The organism is Streptomyces sp. CWNU-52B (genome assembly GCF_047444975.1).
GTDB lineage: Bacteria > Actinomycetota > Actinomycetes > Streptomycetales > Streptomycetaceae > Streptomyces.
On sequence record NZ_JBLFJV010000006.1, the window covers coordinates 115,152 to 140,858 of the forward strand.

23 protein-coding genes are annotated in these 25,707 nt (G+C 71.8%); 12 read left to right on the forward strand and 11 right to left on the reverse strand.

What is annotated here, in order from left to right:
- The first annotated feature begins 161 nt into the window (after window positions 1-161).
- The 5 genes from sigE to ACLVWQ_RS07945 all read left to right on the forward strand — a co-directional run bounded on the left by sigE (window position 162) and on the right by ACLVWQ_RS07945 (window position 5,388).
- A complete protein-coding gene (gene sigE / locus ACLVWQ_RS07925) occupies window positions 162-860 on the forward strand; it encodes an RNA polymerase sigma factor SigE (protein ID WP_414107819.1) in 699 nt (232 codons plus the stop codon).
- Window positions 857-1,831 carry an anti-sigma factor family protein gene (locus ACLVWQ_RS07930; RefSeq protein WP_414107512.1) on the forward strand — a complete coding sequence of 325 codons (975 nt, stop codon included), beginning with the start codon at window positions 857-859 and terminating at the stop codon, window positions 1,829-1,831. Before sigE ends, ACLVWQ_RS07930 begins: the two co-directional genes overlap by 4 nt.
- Window positions 1,832-1,970: 139 nt before the next feature.
- Window positions 1,971-3,806 (forward strand): trypsin-like peptidase domain-containing protein, encoded by a 1,836-nt coding sequence (locus ACLVWQ_RS07935; RefSeq protein WP_414107513.1) that lies wholly within the window; start codon window positions 1,971-1,973, stop codon window positions 3,804-3,806.
- 188 nt (window positions 3,807-3,994) lie between these two features.
- Complete coding sequence (locus tag ACLVWQ_RS07940) at window positions 3,995-4,453, forward strand: sec-independent translocase (protein ID WP_414107514.1); 459 nt, start codon at window positions 3,995-3,997, stop codon at window positions 4,451-4,453.
- A 278-nt stretch (window positions 4,454-4,731) separates the two neighbouring features.
- Complete coding sequence (locus ACLVWQ_RS07945; RefSeq protein WP_414107515.1) at window positions 4,732-5,388, forward strand: hypothetical protein; 657 nt, start codon at window positions 4,732-4,734, stop codon at window positions 5,386-5,388.
- A gap of 169 nt (window positions 5,389-5,557) precedes the next feature.
- Here ACLVWQ_RS07945 and ACLVWQ_RS07950 read toward each other — a convergent pair whose 3' ends face one another.
- From ACLVWQ_RS07950 to ACLVWQ_RS07960, 3 genes are read right to left on the reverse strand one after another with little or no spacing between them, the layout of a single operon-like run.
- Entirely contained in the window at window positions 5,558-6,691 is a 1,134-nt protein-coding gene (locus tag ACLVWQ_RS07950) for an Mrp/NBP35 family ATP-binding protein (protein ID WP_414107516.1), read from the reverse strand.
- A 44-nt stretch (window positions 6,692-6,735) separates the two neighbouring features.
- On the reverse strand, window positions 6,736-7,356 hold the full coding sequence (locus tag ACLVWQ_RS07955; protein WP_414107517.1) for a DUF1003 domain-containing protein: 621 nt from the start codon (window positions 7,354-7,356) through the stop codon (window positions 6,736-6,738).
- Window positions 7,346-8,698 carry a magnesium transporter MgtE N-terminal domain-containing protein gene (locus tag ACLVWQ_RS07960; RefSeq protein WP_414107518.1) on the reverse strand — a complete coding sequence of 451 codons (1,353 nt, stop codon included), beginning with the start codon at window positions 8,696-8,698 and terminating at the stop codon, window positions 7,346-7,348. The genes ACLVWQ_RS07955 and ACLVWQ_RS07960 overlap by 11 nt, the downstream gene beginning before the upstream one ends.
- Before the next feature lie 200 nt (window positions 8,699-8,898).
- Between ACLVWQ_RS07960 and ACLVWQ_RS07965 the strand changes: the two genes are divergently transcribed.
- Window positions 8,899-9,657, forward strand: coding sequence for a hypothetical protein (locus ACLVWQ_RS07965; RefSeq protein WP_414107519.1), 759 nt, complete (start codon window positions 8,899-8,901; stop codon window positions 9,655-9,657).
- Between the two features lie 49 nt (window positions 9,658-9,706).
- Here the strand turns inward: ACLVWQ_RS07965 and ACLVWQ_RS07970 are convergent, their stop codons facing one another.
- Together ACLVWQ_RS07970 and ACLVWQ_RS07975 are read right to left on the reverse strand one after the other, a co-directional pair.
- Entirely contained in the window at window positions 9,707-10,858 is a 1,152-nt protein-coding gene (locus tag ACLVWQ_RS07970) for a hypothetical protein (protein WP_414107520.1), read from the reverse strand.
- Window positions 10,859-11,008: 150 nt separating this feature from the next.
- Window positions 11,009-12,301, reverse strand: coding sequence for an MFS transporter (locus ACLVWQ_RS07975; RefSeq protein ID WP_414107521.1), 1,293 nt, complete (start codon window positions 12,299-12,301; stop codon window positions 11,009-11,011).
- A gap of 74 nt (window positions 12,302-12,375) precedes the next feature.
- Here ACLVWQ_RS07975 and ACLVWQ_RS07980 point away from each other — a divergent pair, with 74 nt between their 5' ends.
- Window positions 12,376-12,945, forward strand: coding sequence for a TetR/AcrR family transcriptional regulator C-terminal ligand-binding domain-containing protein (locus ACLVWQ_RS07980; RefSeq protein ID WP_414107522.1), 570 nt, complete (start codon window positions 12,376-12,378; stop codon window positions 12,943-12,945).
- Window positions 12,946-13,148: 203 nt separating this feature from the next.
- On the opposite strand, the gene ACLVWQ_RS07985 is transcribed toward ACLVWQ_RS07980, so the two are convergent.
- Together ACLVWQ_RS07985 and ACLVWQ_RS07990 are read right to left on the reverse strand one after the other, a co-directional pair.
- Entirely contained in the window at window positions 13,149-13,775 is a 627-nt protein-coding gene (locus tag ACLVWQ_RS07985; protein ID WP_414107523.1) for a hypothetical protein, read from the reverse strand.
- A 74-nt stretch (window positions 13,776-13,849) separates the two neighbouring features.
- On the reverse strand, window positions 13,850-14,959 hold the full coding sequence (locus ACLVWQ_RS07990; protein ID WP_414107524.1) for a magnesium and cobalt transport protein CorA: 1,110 nt from the start codon (window positions 14,957-14,959) through the stop codon (window positions 13,850-13,852).
- 506 nt (window positions 14,960-15,465) lie between these two features.
- Between ACLVWQ_RS07990 and ACLVWQ_RS07995 the strand changes: the two genes are divergently transcribed.
- The gene (locus ACLVWQ_RS07995; protein WP_414107525.1) at window positions 15,466-16,107 is read left to right on the forward strand and encodes a suppressor of fused domain protein; all 642 of its coding nucleotides are present in this window, start codon (window positions 15,466-15,468) and stop codon (window positions 16,105-16,107) included.
- A 111-nt stretch (window positions 16,108-16,218) separates the two neighbouring features.
- On the opposite strand, the gene ACLVWQ_RS08000 is transcribed toward ACLVWQ_RS07995, so the two are convergent.
- The gene (locus tag ACLVWQ_RS08000) at window positions 16,219-17,475 is read right to left on the reverse strand and encodes an MFS transporter (protein WP_414107526.1); all 1,257 of its coding nucleotides are present in this window, start codon (window positions 17,473-17,475) and stop codon (window positions 16,219-16,221) included.
- 205 nt (window positions 17,476-17,680) lie between these two features.
- On the opposite strand from ACLVWQ_RS08000, the gene ACLVWQ_RS08005 reads away from it, so the two are divergent.
- The 3 genes from ACLVWQ_RS08005 to ACLVWQ_RS08015 all read left to right on the forward strand — a co-directional run bounded on the left by ACLVWQ_RS08005 (window position 17,681) and on the right by ACLVWQ_RS08015 (window position 20,225).
- Window positions 17,681-18,322, forward strand: coding sequence for a DUF6758 family protein (locus tag ACLVWQ_RS08005; protein ID WP_414107527.1), 642 nt, complete (start codon window positions 17,681-17,683; stop codon window positions 18,320-18,322).
- A 137-nt stretch (window positions 18,323-18,459) separates the two neighbouring features.
- Window positions 18,460-19,326, forward strand: a complete 867-nt coding sequence (locus ACLVWQ_RS08010) for a PHP domain-containing protein (protein ID WP_414107528.1) — start codon at window positions 18,460-18,462, stop codon at window positions 19,324-19,326.
- Window positions 19,327-19,619: 293 nt separating this feature from the next.
- Window positions 19,620-20,225 carry a MarC family protein gene (locus ACLVWQ_RS08015; RefSeq protein WP_414107529.1) on the forward strand — a complete coding sequence of 202 codons (606 nt, stop codon included), beginning with the start codon at window positions 19,620-19,622 and terminating at the stop codon, window positions 20,223-20,225.
- Window positions 20,226-20,352: 127 nt separating this feature from the next.
- Here the strand turns inward: ACLVWQ_RS08015 and ACLVWQ_RS08020 are convergent, their stop codons facing one another.
- Window positions 20,353-20,505 (reverse strand): hypothetical protein, encoded by a 153-nt coding sequence (locus tag ACLVWQ_RS08020; RefSeq protein WP_007384531.1) that lies wholly within the window; start codon window positions 20,503-20,505, stop codon window positions 20,353-20,355.
- A gap of 213 nt (window positions 20,506-20,718) precedes the next feature.
- On the opposite strand from ACLVWQ_RS08020, the gene ACLVWQ_RS08025 reads away from it, so the two are divergent.
- Window positions 20,719-21,630 (forward strand): NYN domain-containing protein, encoded by a 912-nt coding sequence (locus ACLVWQ_RS08025; RefSeq protein WP_414107530.1) that lies wholly within the window; start codon window positions 20,719-20,721, stop codon window positions 21,628-21,630.
- Between the two features lie 31 nt (window positions 21,631-21,661).
- Here the strand turns inward: ACLVWQ_RS08025 and ACLVWQ_RS08030 are convergent, their stop codons facing one another.
- Entirely contained in the window at window positions 21,662-22,549 is an 888-nt protein-coding gene (locus ACLVWQ_RS08030) for an alpha/beta fold hydrolase (protein ID WP_414107531.1), read from the reverse strand.
- A gap of 171 nt (window positions 22,550-22,720) precedes the next feature.
- Window positions 22,721-25,282, reverse strand: a complete 2,562-nt coding sequence (locus tag ACLVWQ_RS08035; RefSeq protein ID WP_414107532.1) for a DEAD/DEAH box helicase — start codon at window positions 25,280-25,282, stop codon at window positions 22,721-22,723.
- Between the last annotated feature and the right edge of the window lie 425 nt (window positions 25,283-25,707).

The following is a 25,707-nucleotide window of genomic DNA, read 5'->3' on the forward strand; positions in this document are numbered from 1 at the left end:
TGGACGTCCGGCAAGTGCCGGCGCGGCCCTATGGGCGCGCATCAATTTCTCGTAAAACCGCTTATCCGGAGCTAACGGGCGAGGTGGCTATGGTAGGGGCTCCACTGGACACCACCAGAGCCGACAGGGGAGGTGCGGCTGAACCTGTGGATCGAGGAGGGGTGCTCCGGCGCCTGCTCAGATCGGCGGGGGAGCCGAAATCCGTGAACAACACTGCTGACCGATCCCGCGCTGACTCCGCTCAGACTGCGACCTTCACGTCCGACGCGGACTCCCAGGCGTGGACTCCGCCCACCTGGGAGGAGATCGTCAGCACGCACAGCGGCCGGGTGTACCGGCTCGCCTACCGCCTGACGGGCAACCAGCACGACGCCGAGGACCTCACGCAGGAAGTCTTCGTCCGTGTCTTCCGCTCCTTGTCGACCTACACGCCCGGTACGTTCGAGGGCTGGCTCCACCGCATCACCACGAATCTCTTCCTGGACATGGTCCGCCGTAAGCAGCGCATCCGTTTCGACGCCCTCGGCGACGACGCGGCCGAGCGCCTGCCCAGCCGCGAGCCCTCCCCGCAGCAGGTCTTCAACGACACGCACTTCGACGCGGACGTCCAGCAGGCGCTCGACACCCTCGCGCCGGAGTTCCGCGCCGCGGTCGTCCTCTGCGACATCGAGGGCCTTTCGTACGAGGAGATCGCCGCGACCCTCGGCGTCAAGCTCGGCACGGTCCGCAGCCGGATCCACCGCGGCCGGTCCCAGCTCCGCAAGGCGCTCGCCCACCGTTCTCCCGAGGCCCGTGCCGAGCGCCGCGGTTTCGCGGTCACCGGTGTGCCCGCTCTGGGAGGAGGGGGCGCGAGCGCGTGAGTGGATCACGGCTGAATCCTGCCGACGGGCCCCTTGCCGAGCAGCACCTCGGCGACCGACTTTCCGCACTGGTGGACGGTGAGCTCGGCCATGAGGCGCGCGAGCGTGTCCTGGCCCACCTCGCCACCTGTGCGAAGTGCAAGTCGGAGGCCGACGAGCAGCGACGACTGAAGAACGTGTTCGCGGAGGTCGCCCCCCCGCCCCCTTCCGAGAGCTTCCTGGCCAGACTTCAGGGGCTCCCCGGAGGAGGTGACTCGGACGGCGACGGCTCGCGACCGGGCCGGGGAGCGTTCGGAGCGTCCGGAGTCTTCGACATGACGCCGGACTCCTTCGGTTACCTGCCCTCCGGCCCCCACGCGGCCACCCTGCCCTCGGAGCAGCGAGGGTTCCGTATCCATGACATGAGCCGCCGTGAGGCCGAGCGGTCGGCCTCCCGTGGCCTGCGCTTCGCGGCCGCCGCGGCCGGTGCCGTCTCGCTCGCCGCGATCGCGCTCGGCGGGGTGTCGACCGGCGTGCCCGCCGACTCCCCGGCCGACGCACGGGGCGGATCGGGCTCCGGGAGCAATGTGACCCCGATGCGCACGGCGAGCACCACCGGTGCGACCGGCTCCGAGTCGCAGCGCCGTCGGTCCGTCGCGCCGCTGCTCGCCCAGGGACAGCGTTCCTTCGGCGGCGAGGGAGGCGCGCAGACCGAGCTGTCCGCGCCGCTGCTGCCCGGTGCGCCGCCGCCCGGACCGCCCTCGCCCGGCGACCAGGGGGCGCTGCACGCGCTGACCACGCCCGTGGTGGCGGGTGCCGCCGCCATGTCCCCCCTCATACGTCCGTTCGCCCCGGCCCCACCGGTCACGCTGACCACCTGGTCGTCGGGCGCGGAGTTCGAGGCGTCCGTGCTGTCCGCCGTGCCGACGGCGCTGGCGGCCGCGCCGTCGCCCGTCCCGGCCGTCTCACCCACGCCTTCCTCCTCGGGCTGACCCGGCTCTCTGCGCGACGGCCCGTGAACCTGGTTGAATCCAGGGATGGGCCGCGCCCGCCGCAGTGATCCGGGCGCGGTGGTCGACATACCGCGGCGGGTGCCGATATGCCGTGCCGCGGGTCAGGTGTGGGGAGAACATGGACGAGGGGAAGCCCACGAAGCCGAACTGGTGGAGCCGGCCACGGACCCAGGACCACGTGCCGGACCCCGCTCCGGCGGACTCGGTTTCCACGGGGGACGGCGCGAGTGGGTTTCACGGGGGCGACATGGACGGCGATTTCGAGCTGGAGAAGCCCGCGGGTGCGAGTGCCGGTGCCGCCACCGGAGCGGGTACGGATGCGGGGGCGGGTCCGGGCGCGGAGGCGACCGCTGTGTCCGGTTCCGCCGGTTCCGCCGGCCCTGCCGTCGGACACCTCTCCGGCGAGGCGCGTGACGGACTGAGCGCGTCCGCTCCCGCTGAGCGGCCCAAGCCCCTGCACGATCCGGATCCCTACAGCACACCGCCGTACGGCGGGCCCGGCCCCTGGGCGTCCGCGCCGCCGGTGCAGCACCCGGGGACTCCCGCGCACGGCACGGCGGTGGAGGCCGTGGTCCCGCCCCAGGCCGCCCCCGGGGAAGCGGGGCCCGAGGCGCCCGCCCCGTACGCTCCCGCCCCGCCCGCGGCAGCGCCTGCGCCGCCCGCTCCCTTCCTGCCCGCGGCGACCGCCCCGCAGGCGCCCGGTCCGGCTGCGCCCGTCGCGCAGGCGCAGGGTCATCTCGCTCCGGAGCCGGCGGTGCACACCCCCTGGCAGAACTACGACCCCTGGGCCGCCGCGCCCCTCCAGCACCACGGGGCCGCGGCCGAGGCACCGGGCGTACGCCGCGGGACCACCAGGCGCGGCCTGGTCCTCGGCGCCCTGCTGCTCGCGCTCGCCTCCGGAGGCGTCGGCGGGGCCGTGGGCGCCCATCTGGAGCGCACCGGGGGGATCGACGACGTCGTGCTGCCGCAGGCCGGTGCCGAGGCCGAGAAGCGGGCACCGGACAGCGTGGCCGGTATCGCGGCCAGCGCGCTGCCCAGCGTCGTGACCCTGCACGTGAGCGGCTCGGACGCACAGGGCACCGGCACGGGCTTCGTGCTCGACCGGCGCGGCCACATCCTCACCAACAACCACGTCGTCGACCCGGCGGACGGCAGCGGCGAGATATCCGTGACCTTCAGCGGCGGCGAGACCGCCAAGGCCGAGATCGTGGGCCACGACAGCGGCTACGACCTCGCCGTGGTCAAGGTCACCGGCGTCAGCGGCCTGAGGCCCCTCTCGCTCGGCAACTCCGACAACGTCCAGGTCGGCGACCCCGTGGTGGCCATCGGAGCGCCCTTCGACCTGGAGAACACCGTCACGGCGGGCATCATCAGCGCCAAGGAGCGCCCCATCACGGCGGGCGGTGAGGAAGGCGACGGCAGCGACATCTCGTACGTGGACGCGCTGCAGACGGACGCCCCGATAAACCCCGGCAACTCCGGTGGCCCCCTGGTCGACGCCAAGGCCCGGGTCATCGGCATCAACAGCGCCATCCGCTCCGCCGACAGCGGCTCCGACCCCGAGGGCGGCCAGTCCGGCTCGATCGGACTGGGCTTCGCCATCCCCATCAACCAGGGCAAGCGCGTCGCCGAGGAGCTCATCAACACCGGCAGGGCGACCCACCCGGTGATCGGCGTGACGCTCGACATGGAGTACTCCGGCGACGGCGCCCGCGTCGGCGCCAAGGGCAACGGCGACGACCCACCGGTCACCCGGGGCGGGCCCGGCGCCCGAGCCGGCATCAAGGCCGGGGACGTCATCACGGAGGTCGACGGGCAGCGCGTGCACTCCGGCGAGGAGCTCATCGTCAAGACGCGCTCGCATCGGCCGGGCGACCGGCTGGAGCTGACGCTGGAGCGGGACGGCAAGGAACAGAAGGTCACCCTCGTCCTCGGCTCTGCCGACGGCAACTGACAGGAACTTCACAGGACGAGAGGCCCGAAGCCCGGCCCCACAAGGCAAACATCCTGGAAAACCCGCCGTGTACACGCAGTGCGGAGCCCCCGGACAGTACCGGACAGACAGGATGGCCGGGTACCGTGGACCCGGCCCGGACCACGGACGACCTGCCGAGCGCCGCGGACATCGCAAGGAGCTGCAAGGTGTTCAATGACATAGGACCGCTCGAGTTGGTGACGATCGTTGTCCTTGCCGTGCTCGTCTTCGGCCCGGAGAAGCTCCCGAAGATGATCCAGGACGTCACGCGCACCATTCGCAAGATCCGTGAGTTCTCGGAGAGCGCCAAGGCGGACATCCGTGAGGAGCTGGGCCCGGAGTTCAAGGACTTCGAGTTCGAGGACCTCAACCCCAAGACGTTCATCCGCAAGCAGCTGGACAACGACGAGCTGGGGCTCAAGGAGATCCGTAACGGCTTCGACCTGAAGAAGGAGATGGCCGACGTCACGGACGCCGTGCACGGCCGGGAGTCCGACAGCTCGTCGTCCTCCTCTTCGTCCTCCACGTCCTCGTCGGGCTCCACCGGTGGCACCGTCGACATGACGAAGAAGCCCGGGAAGCTCGCTCCGGACGAGCGTCCGCCGTTCGACGCCGACGCGACCTGACGTGACCTGAAGTGGCGTGACGTGACCTGAGGCGACGCGCCCGCCGTCCGCGGCGCGCTTCACTTTCAGTCGAACGCAGTCCCGCTCCCCGTACCGGACTGGGGTTCCACCTGCTCGGGACGGGCCGGATCAGGTGTGTATGTGAGCCATGTGCCGACTGGTTTCCGGGCTTGCCGCGAAGCTGTGGCTATCCTGCCTAGTTGTTGTGCGGACCGGAAGGACGCCCGAAGGGGGGCGGGCCCACCCGGTCCGACGAGAGCAAGGAGGCGTCCGGGCAGATGGAGACGACAAGTCGGGTAGGCGCGCAGGCGCCGGCAGCGGAGGGTGGACAACCACTCACCTCCGCCCGGCGCACGGTCGACGGCTACCTGCTGGCGCACTTCCCGTGGTACGGCCTCGACGAGGCGTTCACGGGGCCGCGCTGGCTGATGCAGGTCGGTGCCTCGGCCGACGGAGCCGTCGAACACGGCTCGATCGGGCACGGTGACGAGCCGTCGGTTCGCAGCGAGTCCACCGAGGACAAGGAGCGGTTCGCGGTCGTGGTGACCGTCGCGGCCAGCCCCGTGCGGCGCAGCGCCGACGGCACGGGGCTGCTGGAGGCCACCTCGGTGTCCTCGGCGGCCTGGCTCGCCGGGGTGGGGCTGCTGTCCTTCACCTGGCCCGGCCAGATGGACCACACCCGGCGCGACGACTGGCTGGACCAGCAGACCGAGACGGCGTGGGTCCTCGCGGACGACCTCGCGGGGGCCGACTGGTCGACGCTGTCCCTTCCCGTGGACGGGGTGCCGACGCCCTTCCACTACAGAGAATCCGAGTTCGGCTGGGTTCTCGCGGGCTCCACGCAGGAAGGGGTGCACGTGGGGGCGTACGGGCGGGGGATGAGCGCGTACGGGGTGGCTTTCGCCATGATCAAGGACATCGGTACGTACGCCTAGGCGGCGGGCTTCGTGGGTGACTGCGGGCGCGTCGTGGCTGGTCGCGCAGTTCCCCGCGCCCCTGAAAGCGGGGCTGCGCCCCGGCTTTCAGAGGCGCGGGGCCGCACGTTCCAGAGGCGCGACCGGCCCCCACCGGGCCCGCAGCCGCCCACGAAGCCCCGTTACCGTCCTAGAACTTGTTCCGCGGGGTGATTCCCAGGGACATGCCCGACAGGCCGCGCTGGCGCCCGCCCAGCTTGCCGGCGATGGAACGCAGGGCCGACCCGGCCGGCGAGTCGGGGTCGGTGAGCACCACCGGCCTGCCGTCGTCGCCGCCCTCGCGCAGCCGGACGTCGATCGGGATGGAGCCGAGCACCGGAACCGTGGCCCCGGTCGTGCGGGTCAGCCCGTCGGCGACCGACTGCCCGCCACCCGTGCCGAAGATGTCGACCATCTCGTCGCAGTGCGGGCAGGGCATGCCCGCCATGTTCTCGACGACCCCGACGATCTTCTGGTGGGTCTGCACGGCGATCGAGCCGGCCCGCTCGGCGACCTCCGCCGCGGCCTGCTGAGGCGTCGTCACGACCAGGATCTCCGCGTTCGGGACGAGCTGCGCGACCGAGATCGCGATGTCGCCCGTGCCCGGCGGGAGGTCCAGGAGCAGGACGTCCAGGTCACCCCAGTAGACGTCCGCGAGGAACTGCTGCAGGGCCCGGTGGAGCATCGGGCCGCGCCACACCACGGGCGCGTTGCCCGGTGTGAACATGCCGATCGAGATGACCTTCACGCCGTGGGCCGACGGCGGCATGATCATGTTCTCGACCTGCGTCGGATTGCCGTCCGCGCCGAGCATGCGGGGCACGGAGTGGCCGTAGATGTCGGCGTCCACGACCCCGACCTTGAGACCGTCCGCGGCCATCGCCGCAGCGAGGTTGACCGTCACGGACGACTTGCCCACGCCGCCCTTGCCCGAGGCGACCGCGTACACACGCGTGAGCGAGCCAGGCTGGGCGAAGGGGACCTCCCGCTCGGCCTTGCCGCCGCGCAGCGCGGACGCCAGCTCCTTGCGCTGCTCGTCGCTCATCACGTCCAGCGTGACGTCGACGCGCGTGACGCCCTCGACCCGCGCGACCGCCTCCGTCACGTTGTTCGTGATCGTCTCGCGCATGGGGCACCCGGAGACAGTCAGGTACACCGCGACCGCGACCGCGCCGTCCGCGCCGATCTCCACCGATTTGACCATCCCCAGCTCGGTGATGGGTCGGTGGATCTCGGGGTCGTTCACCGTCGACAGTGCTTCACGCACCGCGTCTTCCGTAGCCATGGGGTCGATGGTACGGCGCCGGGCCCGGGGGCCGGAAAGCCCCGTCACCGGTCGTCTACGTCACGTCCCCGAGGGTGTTCTGCCGGGAATACGCCGCGGCCGCCCCCGTACCCCTCGGAGGACCCTTCGGCGGACCGCTCGGAACGCCGGTCCGCCAGCTCCTTGACCAGGTCCTCCAGCTCGGACCTGATCCAGTCCCGGGTGGCGACCTCGCCGAGGCCCATCCGCAGCGAGGCGATCTCCCGGGTCAGATATTCGGTGTCCGCGATCGACCGCTCGTTCTGTTTGCGGTCCTGTTCGAGATTGACCTTGTCGCGGTCGTCCTGCCGGTTCTGCGCGAGGAGGATCAGCGGGGCGGCGTACGAGGCCTGGAGCGAGAGCATCAGGGTCAGGAAGATGAACGGGTAGTTGTCGAAGCGCAGATCGCGCGGCGCGAACACGTTCCACACCACCCACACGATGATGGCGACCGTCATCCAGACGATGAACCGCCCGGTGCCCAGGAAGCGCGCGATCCGCTCGGAGAGCCGTCCGAACGCCTCCGGGTCGTACTCGGGCAGGAACCTGCGCCGCGGCGGCTGCGGCTGGTCGAGCCGCAGCCGCGGCCGGGCGGTGGAGGCCGTCCCGGTGGCCGCCCGCTCGCGGGCCTCGCGCTCAGGAGCCATCAGCGGCCCCCTGGGAGGCACCGTGCCCGACGGCTTCCCCCGCTTCCTCTCCCCGCACCGCTCCCGCTGCTGCCTCGTCCAGGTGGAACTCCTTCTCCCGCCAGTCCTCGGGCAGCATGTGGTCGAGGACGTCGTCCACGGTGACCGCGCCGAGGAGAGAGCCGCTCTCGTCGACGACGGGCGCCGCGACCATGTCGTACGTCGCGAAGAAGCCGGCCACGACGGGCAGTACGGCCTCCGGGTCGAGCGGCCGCAGGTCGTCGTCGATCATCGAGCCCACGAGCGTGTAGGGCGGGTCGCGCAGCAGCCGCTGGAAGTGGACCGTGCCGAGGTACTTGCCGGTCGGGGTCTCGTCCGGCGGGCGGCACACGTACACCTGGGCGGCCAGTGCGGGGGAGAGGTCGGAGTTGCGCACCCGGGCGAGGGCGTCCGCGACGGTCGCGTCGGGCCGCAGCACGATCGGCTCGGTCGTCATCAGACCGCCCGCGGTGCGCTCCTCGTACGCCATCAGCCGCCGTACGTCCGCCGCGTCGGCCGGGCGCATCAGGGCCAGCAGCCGCTCCTTGTCGGCCTCCGGCAGCTCGCCGAGCAGGTCGGCCGCGTCGTCGGGGTCCATGGCCTCCAGGACGTCCGCGGCGCGCTCCTCCTTGAGCTTGCCGAGGATCTCGATCTGGTCGTCCTCCGGGAGCTCCTCCAGGACGTCGGCGAGCCGGTCGTCGTCCAGGGCCGCCGCGACCTCGGCGCGCCGCTTCGGGGACAGATGGTGCAGGACGTTCGCGAGGTCGGCGGGGCGCAGCTGTTCGAAGGTGGCGAGCAGGTTCTCGGCGCCCTGCCCGTGCTCCTCCAGCGAGAACCCGGTCACGGCGGACCACTCGACGGTCAGCGTCTCCCCCCTGGCCCGCCGGAACGCGCTGCCCGCTCTGCCCTTGCGTACGAATACCCGGTCGATCTCCCAGTCGCGGCGGGCGGGCAGTTGCTGGACGGACACGTCCAGGACGGTGACCGTCTCGGACGGCTCCCCGGGCTCGTCGAGCGTGACGCGCCGGTCGAGGAGTTCGCCGAGGACGAGCCGCTCGGTGGGGCGCTGCTCGAAACGGCGGACGTTCAGTACCCCGGTGGTGATGACCTGGCCCGACTCGATACCGGTCACGCGGGTCATGGGCAGGAAGATACGGCGCCGGGTGGACAGTTCGACGACCAGGCCGAGCAGCCGAGGGGGCCGCCGCCCGACGCGCAGCATGGCGACCAGGTCGCGCACGCGTCCCACCTGGTCGCCGCTGGGGTCGAAGACGGCGATGCCGGCGAGATGCGAGACGAAGATCCTGGGGGCGCCTGCGGCCATCCCCGCGCCTCCTTCTTCGTACGGGCTTCGGTTCGGGTGGTTTGGGCCTTCATGCCCGCTCGGGTGGGCTTCAGGCTAGCCCGTCCCGGTCGGATACGCCCTGGTGAGCGGTGCGGACGGACTGACTCCGAGTGACGTGCCGGGCCCCGGTACGCTGCGGTACGCCGTTGAGCACCACCGCACGAGAGGCAGCGCCACCTGTGACTGCGATTCCCCGGGGACGTACCCGTAAGGCCGTGTTGGTGAGGGCCGTCTGCGCGCTCGTCGTGGCGGGGGCAGGGGTGACGGGATGTGGCGGCGACGATCCGGACGCGGGCACCAACGGGGTCGGGAAACTGCCTCCCGCCAAGATCCGGAGCAGCACGATGCAGGCCGCGAAGGCCGCCGGGACGGTGCGCCTGTCCGGAGCCGTGATCAGCAACAAGCGCACCTACAAGCTGGACATGCAGCTCAAGAAGAGCGGCGGTACCGGCTCGGTCACCTCGAAAGGTGTGACGTTCCGGCTGCTGCGGGTCGACGAGCACCTCTTCCTGAAGGCCGACGCGGACTTCTGGACCCACCAGGACGGCAAGGGCGACGACAAGGCGTCCGACACGACGGCCGCGGGCAAGCTCGACGGCAAGTACGTGAAGGTCCCCAAGGGCGACCCCGCCTACCAGCAGCTCAGCGTCTTCACCGACAAGGACGTCCTCCTCGACGGCCTGCTCGGGCTGCACGGGGAGCTCGGCACCGACGGCCACCACGAGCTGGACGGCACCCGCACCATCCGCCTCACCAGCGACAAGGGCTCCGGCGGCAAGATCGACGTCTCTCTGGAGGGCAAGCCGTACCCGCTGCTGCTGGTCAGGGCCGGCGACGCGGGGACGCTTCGCCTGACGGACTGGGGCAAGGACTTCGCCCTGAAGGCACCGGCCAAGGACGACACGGTGGACTACGGCCAGCAGCTTCCGTCGTCCTGAGACCTTCGGCGCCCCAGGAACCACCTGCCTGTACGTGAACCCGTAGTACCTATTTGTTCGGGTCCCGGAAGCGGCCGAGTCCCTTTCTGAAGGCGTCCAGCGGGAAGGTGCCCGTCCTGCCCGTCTCCGGTGCGGGCGGGCGGGGCGCGCCGCCGCCCTTGGTGAACTCGGACAGCGCGGCCTGTGCCGCTTCGGCCGCCTCCCGGTAGAGGTCGCAGGACTTCGTCATGGCGTCGAGCGCTTCGGCGTACCGGGTGGCCATGGCCTGGGCGTGGACCAGTTCCTCGTCCGGGGTCAGCAGGTGCCAGCCCTGGCGCAGTTGTGCCAGGGCCCGCCCGGCGTCCTCGGGCAGGGGGCGCGGCAGCTTGGCGAAGTCCTCGATGCGGCCGAGGAGTTCCGCCGGTTCGGAGCCGTCGAGGAAGACGCTGTGCACGGTGAAGCGCTCCGCGTCGTACTCCGGGCTCCGTGGCTGGGTGGGCAGGACGACGGCGCCGCCGCGCGGCAGCCGTACCTTCAGCTCCCGCTTCAGCGCGAAGTCGACGACCTCCGCCTGCGCCGGCGTGGCCCGGTGCTCGATCACGCGGTGGCGCAGACCGGGCGGCAGGAACACAGAGGTCGGCTGCTGCCCGCGGGCGTCGGGGGTCATGGCCTCGTGCACCACGACATGGATGTACCAGCCGTCGCGGGAGCAGTCCCGCAGGTGGCGGCGCAGTTCGCCGTCGTCCGTCGGCAGGTGGTTGGCCGTCCGCAGGCGGACCCCGGGTACGAAGTCGTGGTCCCAGGCGACCCGGTCGCTGTCGGGCCAGAACATGGTGGCGGGCGAGGGCCACCGGGGGTTCCAGGCCCGCTCCGCCTCGGCGGCCAGCACCCAGGTGGTTCCCTCGCCGTCCGCACGGCGGGCACCGGGCTCGTACGTGGTCAGCTGCGCGCGCACCGTGACGCCGTCGGCCACGCGCCAGCGGGCCTCGAAGAGGCGGCGGGCCGACGGGGCGGGGGCGGCGGACTCGTCCCGCGGGTGCAGGACGGTGGAGCGGGCCGCCTCCACGGGGTCGAGGTCCAGGAAGTCGTCGAGGACCCCGGCGGCCTTGAGGGCGATCAGATTGCGCCGGACGTCCTGCTCGGGTTCGGGCCCGAGATGGCGTCCGCGTGCCAGCCACACGGTGCCGGGGACGGTCGTCGACGAGCTGCTGTTCTTGGACATGGAACCGTTCTGTGGGAGATCGGGGCCCGACCAGTATGGTCCTTGTCGCCGTACATGTCGCGCCCCGACCCCCGTTCAGCGGCAGGTCAATGAGGTGTTCACCGCGTTGACGCGCTTGTCCCCGCGCGTCCCCGGCCGGGTCAGGCCGGGTCAGGCCTGGGGGAAGGCGCCGGGGGCGGGGGCCTGACGGGAGCGGAGCCACTGGGCGAGCAGCGCGAGGGCGGCGAGGAAGGCGACCGTGGCGGCGTAGACGACGGACGTCTCGTGGAGTCCCGTGTGGGTGGCGGCGATCCCGGCGGCGACGGCGGGCACGCTGAAGGACACGTAGGAGATCACGAAGGCCACGGAGAACAGCTCACCGCGTTCGGCGGGTGCGGCTATCCGGGCCAGCGTGCCGAAGCTGGCGAGACCCGAGGCGCCGAAGCCGACCCCGGCGACCACGGTGCCGATCGCCGCGGTGAGCAGCGAGTCCTCCTCGACCCCGGTCAGGCCGATGACCGTGCCGGTGAGCAGGAGGCCGCCGCCGAGCGCGAGGGAGCGGGAGACGGGCCAGCCGCGCAGCGTGAGCGCGGTCAGGCAGGCCGGTGCGGTCAGCAGGGTGACCACGAGACCGCCGACGACGTGACTGGAGAGGCCGAACAGGCCCACGGCGACCGATGGTCCCAGCGAGAGGTACAGGCCGCCGAGCGCCCAGCTCGCGACGAGGATCGGCACCAGGCGCAGCAGCTCCGGCCGCAGGTGGGGCGCCACCCTGAGGCGGGGCTGGAGCGAGCGGGCCGCGCCGGGCCGCCGCAGCGACGTCTCGGGCAGTGTGGTGACCAGGGCCGCGGCCAGCACGAGGCCCACCAGGAGGAGCGCGTACACGAGCCGGGTGGGGTGGGGCCCGTACTCGACGAGGAAGCCGCAGCCCAGTGCGCCCAGACCCAGCCCGAAGGTGGGTGCCACGCCGCTGATGACGCCGGCGCGGTGTGGCGCGTGAGAGGGGTTCAGGTCGGCGAGGGCCGCGCCGAGAGCCGTCATGGCGGCCCCGGTTGCTATGCCCTGGACCAGCCGCGCGAACAGCAGCAGGGACACGCTGTCCGCGATGAGGAAGAGGGCCATCGACGCGGCTTCCAGCGCGATCGCGGACAGCAGCACCGGGCGGCGCCCGAGATGGTCGGACAGGGCGCCGAGCACCAGCAGCGCCGCGATCATCCCGAGGACGTAGACGGCGAACACCGTGGTGAGGGTGGTGGGGGAGAAGTCCCACTGCTGCTGGTAGACGACGTAGAGGGGTGACGGCGCGCTGGACGCGGCCATGAAGAGCACGAAGACGACCGCGACGGCGGCGAAGGCGGCGGGACGGCCCAGCTCGCGGCGACTTCGACGGGGCGGGGCCGGATCGGAGGGCGGGGGCGGCGTCGGGGGTGGTGTCTGGTTGTCGGGCAGGGCGGAGACGGACACGGCTTTCTCCAAACGCAGTGATCGATGCGTTAAGACGCTACCACTAACGCAACGATCGGTGCGATAATTTCCCCATGGTTGACGCTTCAGCTCAGGTACGCCCCGGTGGCCGCTCCGCGAAGGTCCGGGCCGCCGTACATCACGCCGTCGAACAGCACCTCGCGGAGGAACCCGCCGAGACCCTGACGATCCCCGCCGTCGCCGCCCGCGCGGGCGTGCACCCGACCACGGTGTACCGGCGCTGGGGCTCGGCCGCGCAGCTGCTGAACGACGTGGCCACCAGCCGGTTCAGCAGCGACGTGGTCGTGCCCGACACGGGCACCCTCGTCGGTGACCTCGCACGCTGGCTGGGCGATGTGGCCACCGACCTCGCGGACCCCGACTCGCTCGCCGTCATGCGCGCCGCCATCGGCTCCGGACCGCAGGGCGGCTGCGCCTGCATCGGGGACCGGCACGAGCAGCTCGCCGCCATGATCGAGCGCGAACGCTCCCGGGGCGGCCGCGCCCCCGAGGTGGAGAGCGCCGCCGACTTCCTGCTCGGGCCGCTGTACTACCGCGCCATCTTCAGCACGCAGCCGGCCTCCAGCGACTGGGCGCGGGAGCTGGTGGGCACGTTCCTCGAAGCGTCCGAGGCCTTGGCCTGAAGCGGAGTTCCGACGGGGGCCCGACCGGGTGCTGGGACCTGCCCGGCGCGGGGCTGTCGTGTGGTGTGGCTCCGTACGCGTGGGCGCGCCCGGCCCTCACCGACCTGCGGTCGGCGACGGCTGGGGTCGGCAAGGGTCGGGTGCGGCAACGGCCCGCAGCCAGGGGCGTACCGTCGTCGGCGGACCCGACCCGCGCGGAGCGCTCAGCGGTTCCAGTGGCGCTCGCGGCCCTTGCCGTTCTTGCGGCTCTTGAACAGCAGCCTCGGTACCCCTGCCGGAGCCGGCTGACGCGTGGTCGCCGACGTGGGCACCGGCACCGCGGCCAGCGACCCGTCCGGCAGCGAGCCGCCCGGCAACGACGTGGTCGACCCCGTCGGTACGAGACGGACCACCCGGCACTCCCGGGCCCACCGCCCCGGCATGTCCTCCCCGTCGGGCGCGTTCAGCCGCTTGCCCTTCAGCTCGGCGACCACCGTGTCCCACTCCCCGGACCCGGGGGCGAGTTCCACCACCTTCGCGGACCAGGAGACGAGACGGCCGCCCTTGTCCTTGCTGCGGACGGTGACGACGGCGGCGCCCCCGTCCACCAGGCCGGGCAGCGGCTGCTCACCGGGCCCGTCCCCGACCAGGCACACCGCCCCGTCGTGCCACACGTGCCAGAGGGCCCGCGACGCCGCCTCGTCCCCGCCGTCGCCGAGGACGGGGAGCCCCCGCACCCAGACGAGCCCGGACTTCTTGGTGGCCTCCTCGACGAGGGCCCGGTCCAGCAGGGTCCGGTCCGTCGCGAGAGGCGCCGCCGAGCGGCTCGGGGTGCTGGCCTGATCCGTCATGAGGTCAGCCTAGGGCCCCGGCCGGGGCCCCAGGGGTCGGCCGGGGCGGCTCACGGAGCGGGCCGTCGCGCCTCTCAGAGCCAGCCGTTGCGCTTCAGCGTCCGGTGGATCCCCAGGCAGAGCACGACCGTGATGCCCATGACCATGGGGTATCCGTACCGCCAGTGCAGCTCCGGCATGTGCTTGAAGTTCATGCCGTACACCCCGCACACCATCGTCGGCACCGCGATGATGGCCGCCCAGGACGTGATCTTGCGCATGTCCTCGTTCTGCGCGACGGACGCCTGCGCGAGGTTGGCCTGGAGGATCGAGTTGAGCAGCTCGTCGAAGCCGACGACCTGCTCCTGAACCCGCGCCAGGTGGTCGGCGACATCCCGGAAGTACTTCTGGATGTCGGGGTCGACCAGCCGCATCGGCCGCTCGCTCAGCAGCTGCATGGGCCGCATCAGCGGCGACACCGCGCGCTTGAACTCCAGGACCTCACGCTTGAGCTGGTAGATCCGGGCCGAGTCGACACCGCGCGACACCCCGCCCCTGCGGCCGGGCGAGAACACCTCGGTCTCGACGTCGTCGATGTCGTCCTGCATGGCGTCGGCGACCGCGATGTACCCGTCCACGACATGGTCGGCGATGGAGTGCAGCACGGCCGACGGGCCCTTGGCGAGCAGCTCCGGGTCGTCCTGCAGCCGGTGGCGCAGCGCCCGCAGCGAGCCCTGTCCGCCGTGCCGCACGGTGATGAAGAAGTCCCGGCCGGTGAAGCACATCACCTCACCGGTCTCCACGACCTCGCTGGTGGCGGTGAGTTCGTCGTGCTCGACGTAGTGGATGGTCTTGAAGACGGCGAACAGGGTGTCGTCGTACCGCTCCAGCTTGGGCCGCTGGTGGGCGTGGACGGCGTCCTCGACGGCGAGCGGGTGCAGCCCGAACTCGGCGGCGATACCGGCGAACTCCTCCTCCGTGGGCTCGTGCAGGCCGATCCACGCGAACCCCCCGTCGCGCCGCACCTGACGGATCGCGGCCCGCGGGGTGAGGGTGTCGTCGGACGGGAGGCGGGTGCCGTCGCGGTAGACCGCGCAGTCCACGACGGCCGAACTCTCCGCGGGCGAGCGGGTGGTGTCGTACGCGCCGCCGTCCTTGCGGAACGAGGGGCGCACCGCGGCGCGCAGGTCACGGATCATCGACATGGCTGGCTCCTTCGCGAACGAAGGCCGCCGACGACGGTTGGAACTACCCGGAATGGGGACGTCCTGACTGCGGATGTTTGGCACGTCCACAAAGCGGGGAGCACCGCACCGTCACGGTGGCGTCTTCGCTACTGATGCAGATCAGAAAAATTCAGACAGATCAGGAAAAACGAAGTGCTCTTCCGTTGTGCACCGGACCGGCCATGACGCAGGAGCGAGAGGCGGCAGTCAGGAGAGCGTGAGCTCGAGCAGCTGAGGGCGACTCAGCAGCCGGAAGAGCGGGTGGTACTACCTGGTCGACTTCGATCCATGGAGCCCCACCTCCTCCGGCCGGTCCCCCGTAGGGGAGGTCCATCCCCCGTAGGGGAGTCTCATGCGTCGAGACGTGGGCCGGGACTTGAGAGCGACGCTTCTGCGTGCTGCCCCGACCAGCGGCCAAGACTATCAGCCGACTGAAGTGTCAAGCCGTCGCTTTACCCGCCACTGACGAGTTCTATGCTCGGCGCATGGTTGATGTTCTTGCTCTGGTGGAAGCCCGTCTGCGGACCGCGCTGGGCGAACCGGACGCGCGCGCCGCGGTCACCTTCCTCGGCACCGACCGCATCGAGGTGCTCCGTTTCGCGGACTTCACCGACGCGGGCACGGGTGCGGGCACGGGCACCGGAACGGGCGCAGGCGCGGCCACAGGGGTCGTCCGGTACGCGACGCTGGGGATGTCCGCGCAGCCGATGGCCGACCCCACGGCGGTCCTCGCCGACCCCGTCGCCGGTCCGCGTGCCGAGCTGGTCCTCTCGGTACGGGCAGGCGTGGCCGACACCGACAAGGTGCTCCGCCCCCTCGCCGTACTGGCCGCGTCCCCGCAGGTGGAGGGCCTGGTCGTGGCACCCGGGGCCTCGCTGGACGTGGGCGGTCCGCTGTGGCCCGGAGCCCCCTTCACCTCGGTCCTGGTCGCCGAGCCGGGCGGCCTGGTCGAGGATCTCGAACTCGACGCACCCCTGGACCCCGTACGGTTCCTGCCGCTGCTGCCCATGACGCCGAACGAGGCCGCGTGGAAGCGGGTGCACGGCGCGGGGGCCCTCCAGGAACGCTGGCTGGCCGGCGGAACGGACCTGCGCGATCCCGCACGCAGGTCCGTGTCCCTGGACTGACCGACGGGGTCTTGCCCGAGGCCCGTTGAGGCCCGCTGAGGCGCTCCGAGGTGCCGCTCCCAACGGCCGGACGGGACCGGCCAGTTGGCAATCTCACACCTCGCGGCGGGCTCAGCTCGCGGCGAAGACGGTGACGCCGTCCTCGGCGGCGTGCCGCTCCTCCAGTTCCGCCGCCTGGTGCGTGAGGGCGTCCCTGCGTACGAGGACGACGAGCGCGTCCAGCGCCGCCGTGACCGCCGCGACCACGAACGGGATGTGGACGTCGGTCCACTCCTCGATCCTCGGCGCGAAGAAGGGCGCCGCGGCGGCCGCGAACCAGCGCACGAAGTTGTAGCCGGCGCTCGCCACCGGGCGGGGCGCGTCGGACACGCCGAGGGCGAGTTCCGTGTAGACGGTGTTGTTCACGCCGATGAACGCGCCGGACAGGATCGTGCAGACGACGGCCGTGGTGTGGCTGCCGTACCCGAGGACGAGCACATCGGCCGCGAGCAGCAGCAGCGAGCCGCCGAGCACCCTCAGCGAGCCGAACCGCGCCTGCATACGGGGTGCCACGAGCACCGAGAACACCGCGAGCAGCACACCCCAGGCGAAGAACACCGCTCCGGATTTGTACGGGGTCATGTTCAGCACGAACGGGGTGAAGGCCAGCACGGTGAAGAACGTGTAGTTGTAGAAGAACGCCGACCCGGCCACCGAGGCGAGGCCGCCGTGGCCGAGTGCCTTGACCGGGTCGAGCAGGCCCGTCCTGCGCGCGGGCTTCGGCTGCTCCTTCAGGAACGCCGTGATGCACAGGAACCCGATCGCCATCAGGAACGCGGTGCCGAAGAACGGGTAGCGCCAGCTGGCGTCGCCCAGCAGCGCGCCGAGCAGGGGTCCGCAGGCCATGCCGAGGCCCAGGGCGGACTCGTACAGCAGGATCGCCGCCGCGCTGCCGCCGGCCGCCGCGCCGACGATGACGGCGAGGGCCGTGGAGACGAAGAGGGCGTTGCCCAGTCCCCAGCCCGCCCGGAAGCCGACGAGTTCGCCGACCGAGCCGGACGTGCCGGACAGGCCGGCGAAGACCACGACCAGCGCGAGGCCCAGGAGCAGGGTCCGGCGGCCGCCGATCCGGCTGGACACGAAGCCCGTGACCAGCATCGCGAGGGCGGTGATCAGGAAGTACGAGGTGAAGAGCAGCGAGACCTGGCCGGCGGTGGCGTCCAGGCCCTTGGCGATGGAGGGCAGGATCGGGTCGACGAGGCCGATGCCCATGAAGGCGACGACGGATGCCCCGGCGGTCGCCCAGACCGCCTTCGGCTGACGCAGCAGGCCGCCGGCCCCCGCGTCGAACGTGTCCCCTTCGGTGGGACCTCCCGTGCTGATGCTCATGCCGCTCCTTCACTGCTCGCGGAGAGATCGTTGGTGTATACACATAATAAGTTAGAGCGGCTAATGAATGCAAGTTACATCTAGTTCCGTCCGGGGGTGGGCGCGGACAGGCGGTGGGCGGGCGCGGGCGGCCGGGGTGACGGGTGCGCGCCGGACGGGTGATCGTCCTTGACGTGGCGAAAGACGGAGAGGACCGTTGTGCCTTATGAGGGGCGAACCCAGTTGCCCGAAGTGTGGTGGCCGGGTCAGGGCTCCCGGCCTCTTTGCCGACTCCTGGCAGTGTGATGTGCATGGCATCGTGCACCCGCTGCAGCCCGTGATCCCGCCGAGCGTCGAGGCCCTCGACGTGGTGGTGCACAGGGCGCGCGTACCGGTGTGGATGCCGTGGCCGCTGCCCGTCGGCTGGCTCTTCACGGGTGCGGCGTTCGCCGGTGACGACCGCAGTGGCGGCCGGGCGACGGCGGTGGCCTGCTCGGGGCCCGGACCCCTCGGCGGTTTCGGGGAGCTGATCCTGGTGGCCGAGGAACTGGGTGTCGGCCTCGGCGCGCGGTACGCGGGAATCGAGGGGATCGACCCGGGCCCGTACATGGACGTCGGCAAGCCCCCGCAGGCGAAGGTGCTGGCCGCGGGCCGTCCGACACCCCTCTGGCACGTCCCCGGGTCACCCGACGACCGGGCCGTCTTCGCGGGCGAGGCGCTCGGGCTGTGGCTGTGGGCGGTCGTGTGGCCCGAGCAGACGGGGCTGCTGATGTACGACGAACTGGTACTGACGGATCTGCGGGACGCCGGAGCGGAAGTGGACCTGCTGCCGTGCGGCGCGCTGTCGCCCCGGATCCTCGAACCGTAGAGCGGCGGGCGGGCAGCTCTGAGGGTGTAGGGGGCGATCCTGGGCTGCGGGTGTGACATGAGTGGTTCGGAAGGCCGTTATCCTGGGGCGGTCCCCGGGTGCTGTGCCCGTTCCGTTCCGTGTCTGGAGTCCGCGTCGTGCGCATTGATCTGCACTGCCACTCCAAAGCCTCCGACGGTACGGACACCCCGGCCGAGCTGGTGCGCAACGCCGCCGCGGCCGGTCTCGACGTCGTCGCGCTGACCGACCACGACACCACGCGCGGATACGCCGAGGCTGTCGCGGCCGTGCCCGCCGGGCTGACGCTCGTGACCGGCGCCGAGCTGTCCTGCCGCCTCGACGGAGTCAGCCTGCACATGCTGGCGTACCTCTTCGACCCCGACGAGCCCGCCCTGCTGCGCGAGCGCGAACTCGTACGCGACGACCGGGTGCCGCGGGCCCGAGCGATGATCGGCAAGCTGCGGGAACTGGGCGTGCCCATCACCTGGGAGCAGGTGGAGCGGATCGCGGCCGGTGGGTCCGTGGGCCGGCCGCACGTCGCCACCGCGATGGTCGAACTGGGTGTCGTGCCCACCGTCTCGGACGCGTTCACGGCGGAGTGGCTCGCCGACGGCGGCCGGGCGCACGTGCAGAAGCACGATTCGGATCCCTTCGAGGTGATCCGGCTGGTCAAGGCCGCGGGCGGGGTGACGGTCTTCGCGCATCCCGCCGCCGTCAAGCGCGGGCGGACCGTGCCGGAGTCCGCGATCGTCGCCCTGGCGGCGGCCGGGCTCGACGGGATCGAGGTCGACCACATGGACCACGACGCGGCCACCCGGACCCGCCTGCGCGCCCTCGCGGGCGAGCTGGGCCTGCTGACGACCGGGTCGAGCGACTACCACGGCAGCCGCAAGGCATGTGAACTCGGCGAGTTCACCACGGACCCCGAGATCTACGGGGAGATCACCCGACGCGCAACAGGAGCGTTCCCGATCCCCGGCGCAGGCGGCCCGACAACCAAGTAGCCCACCTCGGCAGCCTGCCCAAGGACCGCGCACCCAGCCACAACACGGGGCTCGGGGCTGCAGGCAACTGCCCTAAGGGGCGCGGGGAACTGCGCACCCAGCCACAACATGCCCGCCACTTCACCAACGGGGCCGCAGGCAACTGACCTAAGGGGCGCGGGGAACTGCGCACCCAGCCACCACGCACCCGCACACGCCACACCGGCACCCACCCCCACCCACCTCCGCACCGCACGGCAACCGCACGGCACCGCGCAGGCACCCGTCCCCAACACCGCAAGGCCACCCTGCCCATGTTCGACCTCGCCGTCTTCGGCTCCCTCTTCCTCACCCTCTTCGTCATCATGGATCCCCCCGGGATCACCCCGATCTTCCTCGCCCTGACCTCCGGCCGCCCGGCCAAGGTGCAGAAGCGCATGGCCTTCCAGGCCGTCTGCGTGGCCGGCGGAGTCATCGCCGTCTTCGGGCTCCTCGGGCACCAGATCCTGAACTACCTCCACGTCTCCGTCCCTGCACTGATGATCGCGGGCGGGCTGCTGCTCCTGCTCATCGCGCTCGACCTGCTCACGGGCAAGACCGACGAGCCCAAGCAGACGAAGGACGTCAACGTCGCCCTCGTACCCCTGGGCATGCCGCTGCTCGCCGGACCCGGCGCGATCGTGTCCGTCATCCTCGCCGTGGAGAAGGCCGACAGCGTGGCGACCCAGGTGTCCGTGTGGACGGCGATCGTGGCCATCCATGTCGTGCTGTGGGTCGTGATGCGGTACTCGCTGCTGATCATCCGTGTCATCAAGGACGGCGGAGTCGTCCTGGTGACCAGGCTCGCGGGCATGATGCTCTCCGCGATCGCCGTGCAGCAGATCATCAACGGCGTCACCCTGGTCGTCCAGGGCGGCTGAACCACGATGAACCGTCACGTGTGCGAAGCCTCACAGAGGCCGGACGCGCGGAACCCCCGCCCGGCATCGTGCCGGTACGGGGGTTCCGAGGACTGGGCCGACCGACTCGGTCGACCGCGGTTATGCGTTATGAGGCCGAGGTGTCGGCCGGGCGGATCCAGAGGCGCTGCCCGATGGCCGCGGCCTGCTGAACGATCCGGTTGACGGAGGCGGCGTCCACGACGGTGCTGTCCACGGGTGTGCCGTCGACGTCGTCGAGTCGCATGATTTCGAAGCGCAAGGGCTTCTCCCTTCGTCTGGTCATCCTCCTGAAGGAGAACTACTGGGTGGGTGGGATGAGCGAGGCGTCTGCGTCCCGCGCTCCCGAAGGATTCAACGGAACGTTTGTTACGAACATTCCCTACGCTAAAGAAAACTTTCGAACGTCTAATTACTTGCGAGTATCGGAACTGGCTGTGTTCGCACAGTGACGTCCTGCGACAATGAGGCGCATATGAATGACGACTTCGCGGCAACCGACGACCTCGCCGCCCTCGAAGTGCGCATCGACCGCACGAACGAGCTGCTCCAGCGCATGCTCGCCGAGGTGGCGAAGACGCCGTCGACCCATGCGATCTTCGTCGATGCCGGGTATCTCTACGCCGCCGCGGGCCGGCTCGTCGCCGGGACGGAGGACCGCCGCGCCTTCGAACTGGACGCCGAGGGGCTCATCGACGCGCTCATCGACCGGGCGCGCACGATCTTCGCGGACAGCAGGCTGCTGCGCGTCTACTGGTACGACGGGGCGCGGCGCCGCATCCACACCGCGGAGCAGCAGTCCATCGCCGAGCTGCCCGACGTGAAGGTCAGGCTCGGCAACCTCAACGCGAACAACCAGCAGAAGGGCGTCGACTCCCTGATCCGTTCCGATCTGGAGTCGCTGGCCCGGCACCGCGCCATCAGCGACGCGGCGCTCATCGGCGGCGACGAGGACCTGGTCTCGGCGGTCGAGGCGGCACAGGGGTACGGGGCCCGGGTCCACCTCTGGGGCATCGAGGCGCCGGAGGGCCGCAACCAGGCGGAGCCGCTGCTCTGGGAGGTCGACAGCCAGCGCACCTTCGACCTGGACTTCTTCAAGCCGTACGTGGCCCGGCGCACCACCGCCTCCTACGACGCGGCGGTGGCCAGGCCCACCCGGGAGGACGTGCGGTTCGTGGGGGCGCAGATCGCCGCGAAATGGCTCGCCGCGCGGGGCCGGGAGGCGCTGGCGGAGCTGCTGCCCGGCCATCCGTATCTGCCGGGCCCGGTCGACCAGGACCTGCTCGTGGAGTCCGAGGGGCTGCTGCAGTACTCGCTGCGGGGGCAGGCCGATCTGCGACGGGCGCTGCGGGACGGGTTCTGGGACCACTTGCAGGGCCAGTACTGACTCGCAGGGCATGTGGCCCCGGGGGCAGGACCTAGCCCACCCGGTCGACCTGGCCCACCCGGTCCCAGAACGCCGCCAGGGCCTCGGCCGTCTCCAGCGGGCGGTCGGTGTTGGGCGAGTGCTCGGCCCCGTGGACGATCGTGCGGTGCGCCTGGAGGCGTACGGCCATGTCGTCGAGGAGCGGCACCGGCCAGGTGTCGTCGCTCTCGCCCGACACGACGTGCACGGGCAGCCGCAGCGCCGCGAGGGCGGCCACCCGGTCGGGTTCCTCGCACAGCTGACGGCCGGTGGCGGTGAGCTGAGCCGGGCTGTTGCCGAGCCAGCGCCGCCGCAGGTCCTCCTGGTCGTCGAGGCCGGCTTCCAGCTCGCCCTCGGCGTCCTCCGGCGGATCCATCGCCCGGATCGCCTCCCACACCCGCGCCATGTCCATCACGGTGAGCGCGTCCCGCAGCAGTTTCACGCGCTCCCGCTGGCTCGCGGATATCTCCGCGGGCCCGGAGGACACCAGGGTGAGGGACCGGAAACGGGCCGGCTCCAGCAGGACGGCCGCACGTGCCACCTGCCCGCCGAACGAATGGCCCACCAGGTGGAAGCGGCCGGCGGGACCGGCGGCGAGCGCGTCGATCTGCGCGAGCACGTCCTGGGCCAACTCGGCCTGTGCGTAAGGTGTTTCGTCGTCCCGCGGGCCCGGTGACTCGTACTGGCCGCGGCCGTCCACCGCGACGGTACGGTACCCGGCCGCCGCCAGTGGTTCGTGCAGCGAGATGAAGTCCTCCTTGCTGCCGGTGAACCCGGGCAGCAACAGGGCGGTTCCCTTCACGGGACTCCCCGCGTCGATCACGGCGAACTCCCCGCGCGCGGTGCCGAGGCGGTACGCGCGGGCCCCGGAGGGCGGGACGAAGGTGGCGGGCCTGCTCATGGGAAGGAGGCTATCCGGGGAACCTGACGGACCGCATACCGGACCGCATACCGGGCGGCGCGCCGGGCGCTCGCACGGCCGTGGTGTGTGCGGCCGTGGCGGTTCGGCGGTGTCGTGGAACGCCGACGGCCCGGCCCCCACGAGGGGGACCGGGCCGTCGGGTGCGAACTGTCAGCCCTCGACCGACTCGGCGGGCTCGGCGGCCGCGGCCTTGCGGGTGCGGCGGCGCGGCTTGGTCTCCGGCGCGGCCTCGGCCGTGACGGCCTCCGTGACCGCGTCCGTCGCGGTGGCCTTGGCGGCCGTCTTGCGGGTGCGACGGGGCTTGACCGGAGCCTCGGCGGCGTCCGCCGCGGCCTCGGTGGCCTGGACCGCCTGGGCCGGGATGTCGGCCTCGGTGGCCACGGCCTTGCGGGTGCGGCGCCGGGGCTTCGTCGCGGTCGCCTCGACCGTGTCCACGGCGCTCTCCGCCGCCTCCACGGGCGCGGCGGCGGCCTTGCGGGTGCGGCGCGGCTTCGTCACCGTGTCCGCCGGTGCCTCGGCCGTCGTGCCCTCGGCGGTGTCCACCGCGGTCTCGGCGGCCTTGCGCGTACGCCGACGCGGCTTGGTCTCCGCGACCGCCGCCTCGTCCACCGGGGCCACCGGGGCTTCGGCGGCCGGCTCGGCGGCCACGGCGGTCTTACGGGTGCGCCGACGCGGCTTGGCCTCGGGCTCCTCGGTCGTCTGCGCCGGGATACCGGACTCGGCGACCGCGGTGACCGCGGTGCCTTCGGCGGGCTCGGCGGCCGCGGCCTTACGGGTCCGGCGGCGCGGCTTGGTCTCCGCGGCCTCGACGGTGTCCAGGGCTGCCTCGGCCTCGGCCGTGGCCGTGGTCTTGCGAGCGCGGCGCGGCTTGGTCTCGGCGACCTCGACGGCTTCCGCCACCGCGACGGCGGTGCCCTCGGCGGTGTCGACCGCGGTCTCGGCGGCCTGGGTCGCCTTACGGGTGCGGCGGCGGGGCTTGGTCACGACTGCCTCGGCGGCCTCCGTGCCCTCGGCCTCCGGCACCGCGGTCGGCTCGGTCGCGGTGGCCTCCTCGACGACGGCGGCCTCAGGCCCGCCGGCCTCCGCCGTGCGGCGGGTGCGACGGCGGCGGGGCTTGGTCTCCTCCGCGTCCGCCACCGGCTCGGCGGCGGTCGGTGCCACGGTCGGCAGGACGGCGGGTTCGACGGCCTCGACGGTCGTGCCCTCGGCCGTGGCCACCGCGGTCGCGGCGGCCTCCGGGCCGTTTCCGGTGCGTGCCCGACGGCGCCTGCGCGGGGTGCGCGGCTCCGTGCGGGCCTCCGCCGACGGGGCCGGCTCGGTGGTGGTCTGCGGCGCGGCCTGCGACCCGGGCTGTGCCGTGGTCTGCGGCTCGGTGGCGTCGAGCGCCGTGCCGTTGCGCGTACGACGGCGGCGGCGCGGGGTGCGTGCCGGACGCTCACGGTCGCGCTCACGCTCGGCGACCGGGGCCGGGCCGGCGGGACGGCCACCACGACCGCCGCCGCCACGGGCGCCACGCCCACCGGTCTCGCCGAGGTCTTCGACGACCTCGGCCGACAGACCGGCGCGGGTGCGCTCGCCACGCGGCAGGACACCCTTGGTGCCGGCCGGGATCTTCAGCTCCTCGAACAGGTGCGGGGACGTGGAGTACGTCTCCGGCGGGTTGTTGAAGCCGAGGTCCAGCGCCTTGTTGATGAGCTGCCAGCGCGGGATGTCGTCCCAGTCGACGAGGGTGATCGCGATGCCCTTGGCGCCCGCGCGGCCGGTACGGCCGATGCGGTGCAGGTACGTCTTCTCGTCCTCGGGGGACTGGTAGTTGATGACGTGCGTCACGCCCTCGACGTCGATGCCGCGCGCGGCCACGTCGGTGCAGACGAGCACGTCCACCTTGCCGTTGCGGAACGCGCGCAGGGCCTGCTCGCGGGCGCCCTGGCCGAGGTCGCCGTGGACCGCGCCGGAGGCGAACCCGCGCTGCTGCAGCTGGTCGGCGAGGTCCGCCGCCGTCCGCTTCGTACGGCAGAAGACCATCGCGAGACCGCGGCCGTCGGCCTGCAGTATCCGCGAGACCAGCTCGGGCTTGTCCATGTTGTGCGCGCGGTAGATGTGCTGCTTGGTGTTGGCCACCGTCGCGCCCGCGTCGTCCGGCTCCGAGGCGCGGATGTGCGTGGGCTGCGACATGTAGCGGCGCGCGAGGCCGATGACCGCGCCCGGCATGGTCGCCGAGAACAGCATCGTCTGACGGCGCACCGGCAGCATGTTCATGATCTTCTCGACGTCGGGCAGGAAGCCCAGGTCGAGCATCTCGTCGGCCTCGTCGAGGACGAGGGCGCGCACGTGCTTGAGGTTGAGCTTCTTCTGGCCCGCGAGGTCGAGGAGCCGGCCCGGGGTGCCGACGACGACGTCGATGCCCTTCTTGAGGGCCTCGACCTGCGGCTCGTACGCACGGCCGCCGTAGATGGCGAGAACGCGTACGTTACGGACCTTGCCCGCGGTCAGCAGGTCGTTGGTGACCTGGGTGCACAGCTCGCGTGTCGGGACGACGACGAGGGCCTGCGGGGCGTCGGTGAGCTGCTCGGGCTGCGCCCGGCCGGCCTCGACGTCGGCGGGGACGGTCACGCGCTCGAGGAGCGGGAGGCCGAAGCCGAGCGTCTTGCCGGTGCCGGTCTTGGCCTGGCCGATGACGTCGTTGCCCGCGAGGGCGACGGGGAGCGTCATCTCCTGGATGGGGAAGGGACTCGTGATGCCGACGGCCTCAAGGGCCTCGGCAGTCTCGGGAAGGATCCCGAGGTCTCGGAAAGTAGTCAGGGTGCTGCCTCTTCTGTGTACGCGGTGCGAGGCGAGCGCGGGGGTCGTATCGGGGACCGTGCCGGGGACGTCGGCCGCTCTTGACCAGCGGGCCGGGTGGCATGGGACCACTGCCGACGCTCGAGCGTTCGTACCGCTGAGGGTTCCCTCCGGATGCCGTACGCGCTGTGCCGTACGGGCGAGAAGGGCTGTCGGGTCGGAGCCGATCGGGCCACCGACCGGGCATCCTCATTCCTGCGGCCCGTAGAGTTACGTAGATCAACTCAGCGACCGCATTACCACCATACCCCGGATCCGCGCATATGCGATGGCCGATTTGGTCACGTAGTCGTCGT

What these genes read in the sequence shown, in the direction of transcription:
- ACLVWQ_RS07955 (WP_414107517.1), bottom strand. Translation starts at nt 7,356, where the DNA reads ATGGCTCCTGAGCGCGAGGCCCGCGAGCGGGCGGCCACCGGGACGGCC.
- ACLVWQ_RS07960 (WP_414107518.1), bottom strand. Translation starts at nt 8,698, where the DNA reads ATGGCCGCAGGCGCCCCCAGGATCTTCGTCTCGCATCTCGCCGGCATC.
- ACLVWQ_RS08005 (WP_414107527.1), top strand. Translation starts at nt 17,681, where the DNA reads ATGAGGGGCGAACCCAGTTGCCCGAAGTGTGGTGGCCGGGTCAGGGCT.
- ACLVWQ_RS07995 (WP_414107525.1), top strand. Translation starts at nt 15,466, where the DNA reads ATGGTTGATGTTCTTGCTCTGGTGGAAGCCCGTCTGCGGACCGCGCTG.
- ACLVWQ_RS07985 (WP_414107523.1), bottom strand. Translation starts at nt 13,775, where the DNA reads ATGACGGATCAGGCCAGCACCCCGAGCCGCTCGGCGGCGCCTCTCGCG.
- ACLVWQ_RS08030 (WP_414107531.1), bottom strand. Translation starts at nt 22,549, where the DNA reads ATGAGCAGGCCCGCCACCTTCGTCCCGCCCTCCGGGGCCCGCGCGTAC.
- ACLVWQ_RS07950 (WP_414107516.1), bottom strand. Translation starts at nt 6,691, where the DNA reads ATGGCTACGGAAGACGCGGTGCGTGAAGCACTGTCGACGGTGAACGAC.
- ACLVWQ_RS07945 (WP_414107515.1), top strand. Translation starts at nt 4,732, where the DNA reads ATGGAGACGACAAGTCGGGTAGGCGCGCAGGCGCCGGCAGCGGAGGGT.
- ACLVWQ_RS07970 (WP_414107520.1), bottom strand. Translation starts at nt 10,858, where the DNA reads ATGTCCAAGAACAGCAGCTCGTCGACGACCGTCCCCGGCACCGTGTGG.
- ACLVWQ_RS07935 (WP_414107513.1), top strand. Translation starts at nt 1,971, where the DNA reads ATGGACGAGGGGAAGCCCACGAAGCCGAACTGGTGGAGCCGGCCACGG.
- ACLVWQ_RS08015 (WP_414107529.1), top strand. Translation starts at nt 19,620, where the DNA reads ATGTTCGACCTCGCCGTCTTCGGCTCCCTCTTCCTCACCCTCTTCGTC.
- ACLVWQ_RS07980 (WP_414107522.1), top strand. Translation starts at nt 12,376, where the DNA reads ATGGTTGACGCTTCAGCTCAGGTACGCCCCGGTGGCCGCTCCGCGAAG.
- ACLVWQ_RS08025 (WP_414107530.1), top strand. Translation starts at nt 20,719, where the DNA reads ATGAATGACGACTTCGCGGCAACCGACGACCTCGCCGCCCTCGAAGTG.
- ACLVWQ_RS08035 (WP_414107532.1), bottom strand. Translation starts at nt 25,282, where the DNA reads ATGACGCTCCCCGTCGCCCTCGCGGGCAACGACGTCATCGGCCAGGCC.
- ACLVWQ_RS07990 (WP_414107524.1), bottom strand. Translation starts at nt 14,959, where the DNA reads ATGTCGATGATCCGTGACCTGCGCGCCGCGGTGCGCCCCTCGTTCCGC.
- ACLVWQ_RS08000 (WP_414107526.1), bottom strand. Translation starts at nt 17,475, where the DNA reads ATGAGCATCAGCACGGGAGGTCCCACCGAAGGGGACACGTTCGACGCG.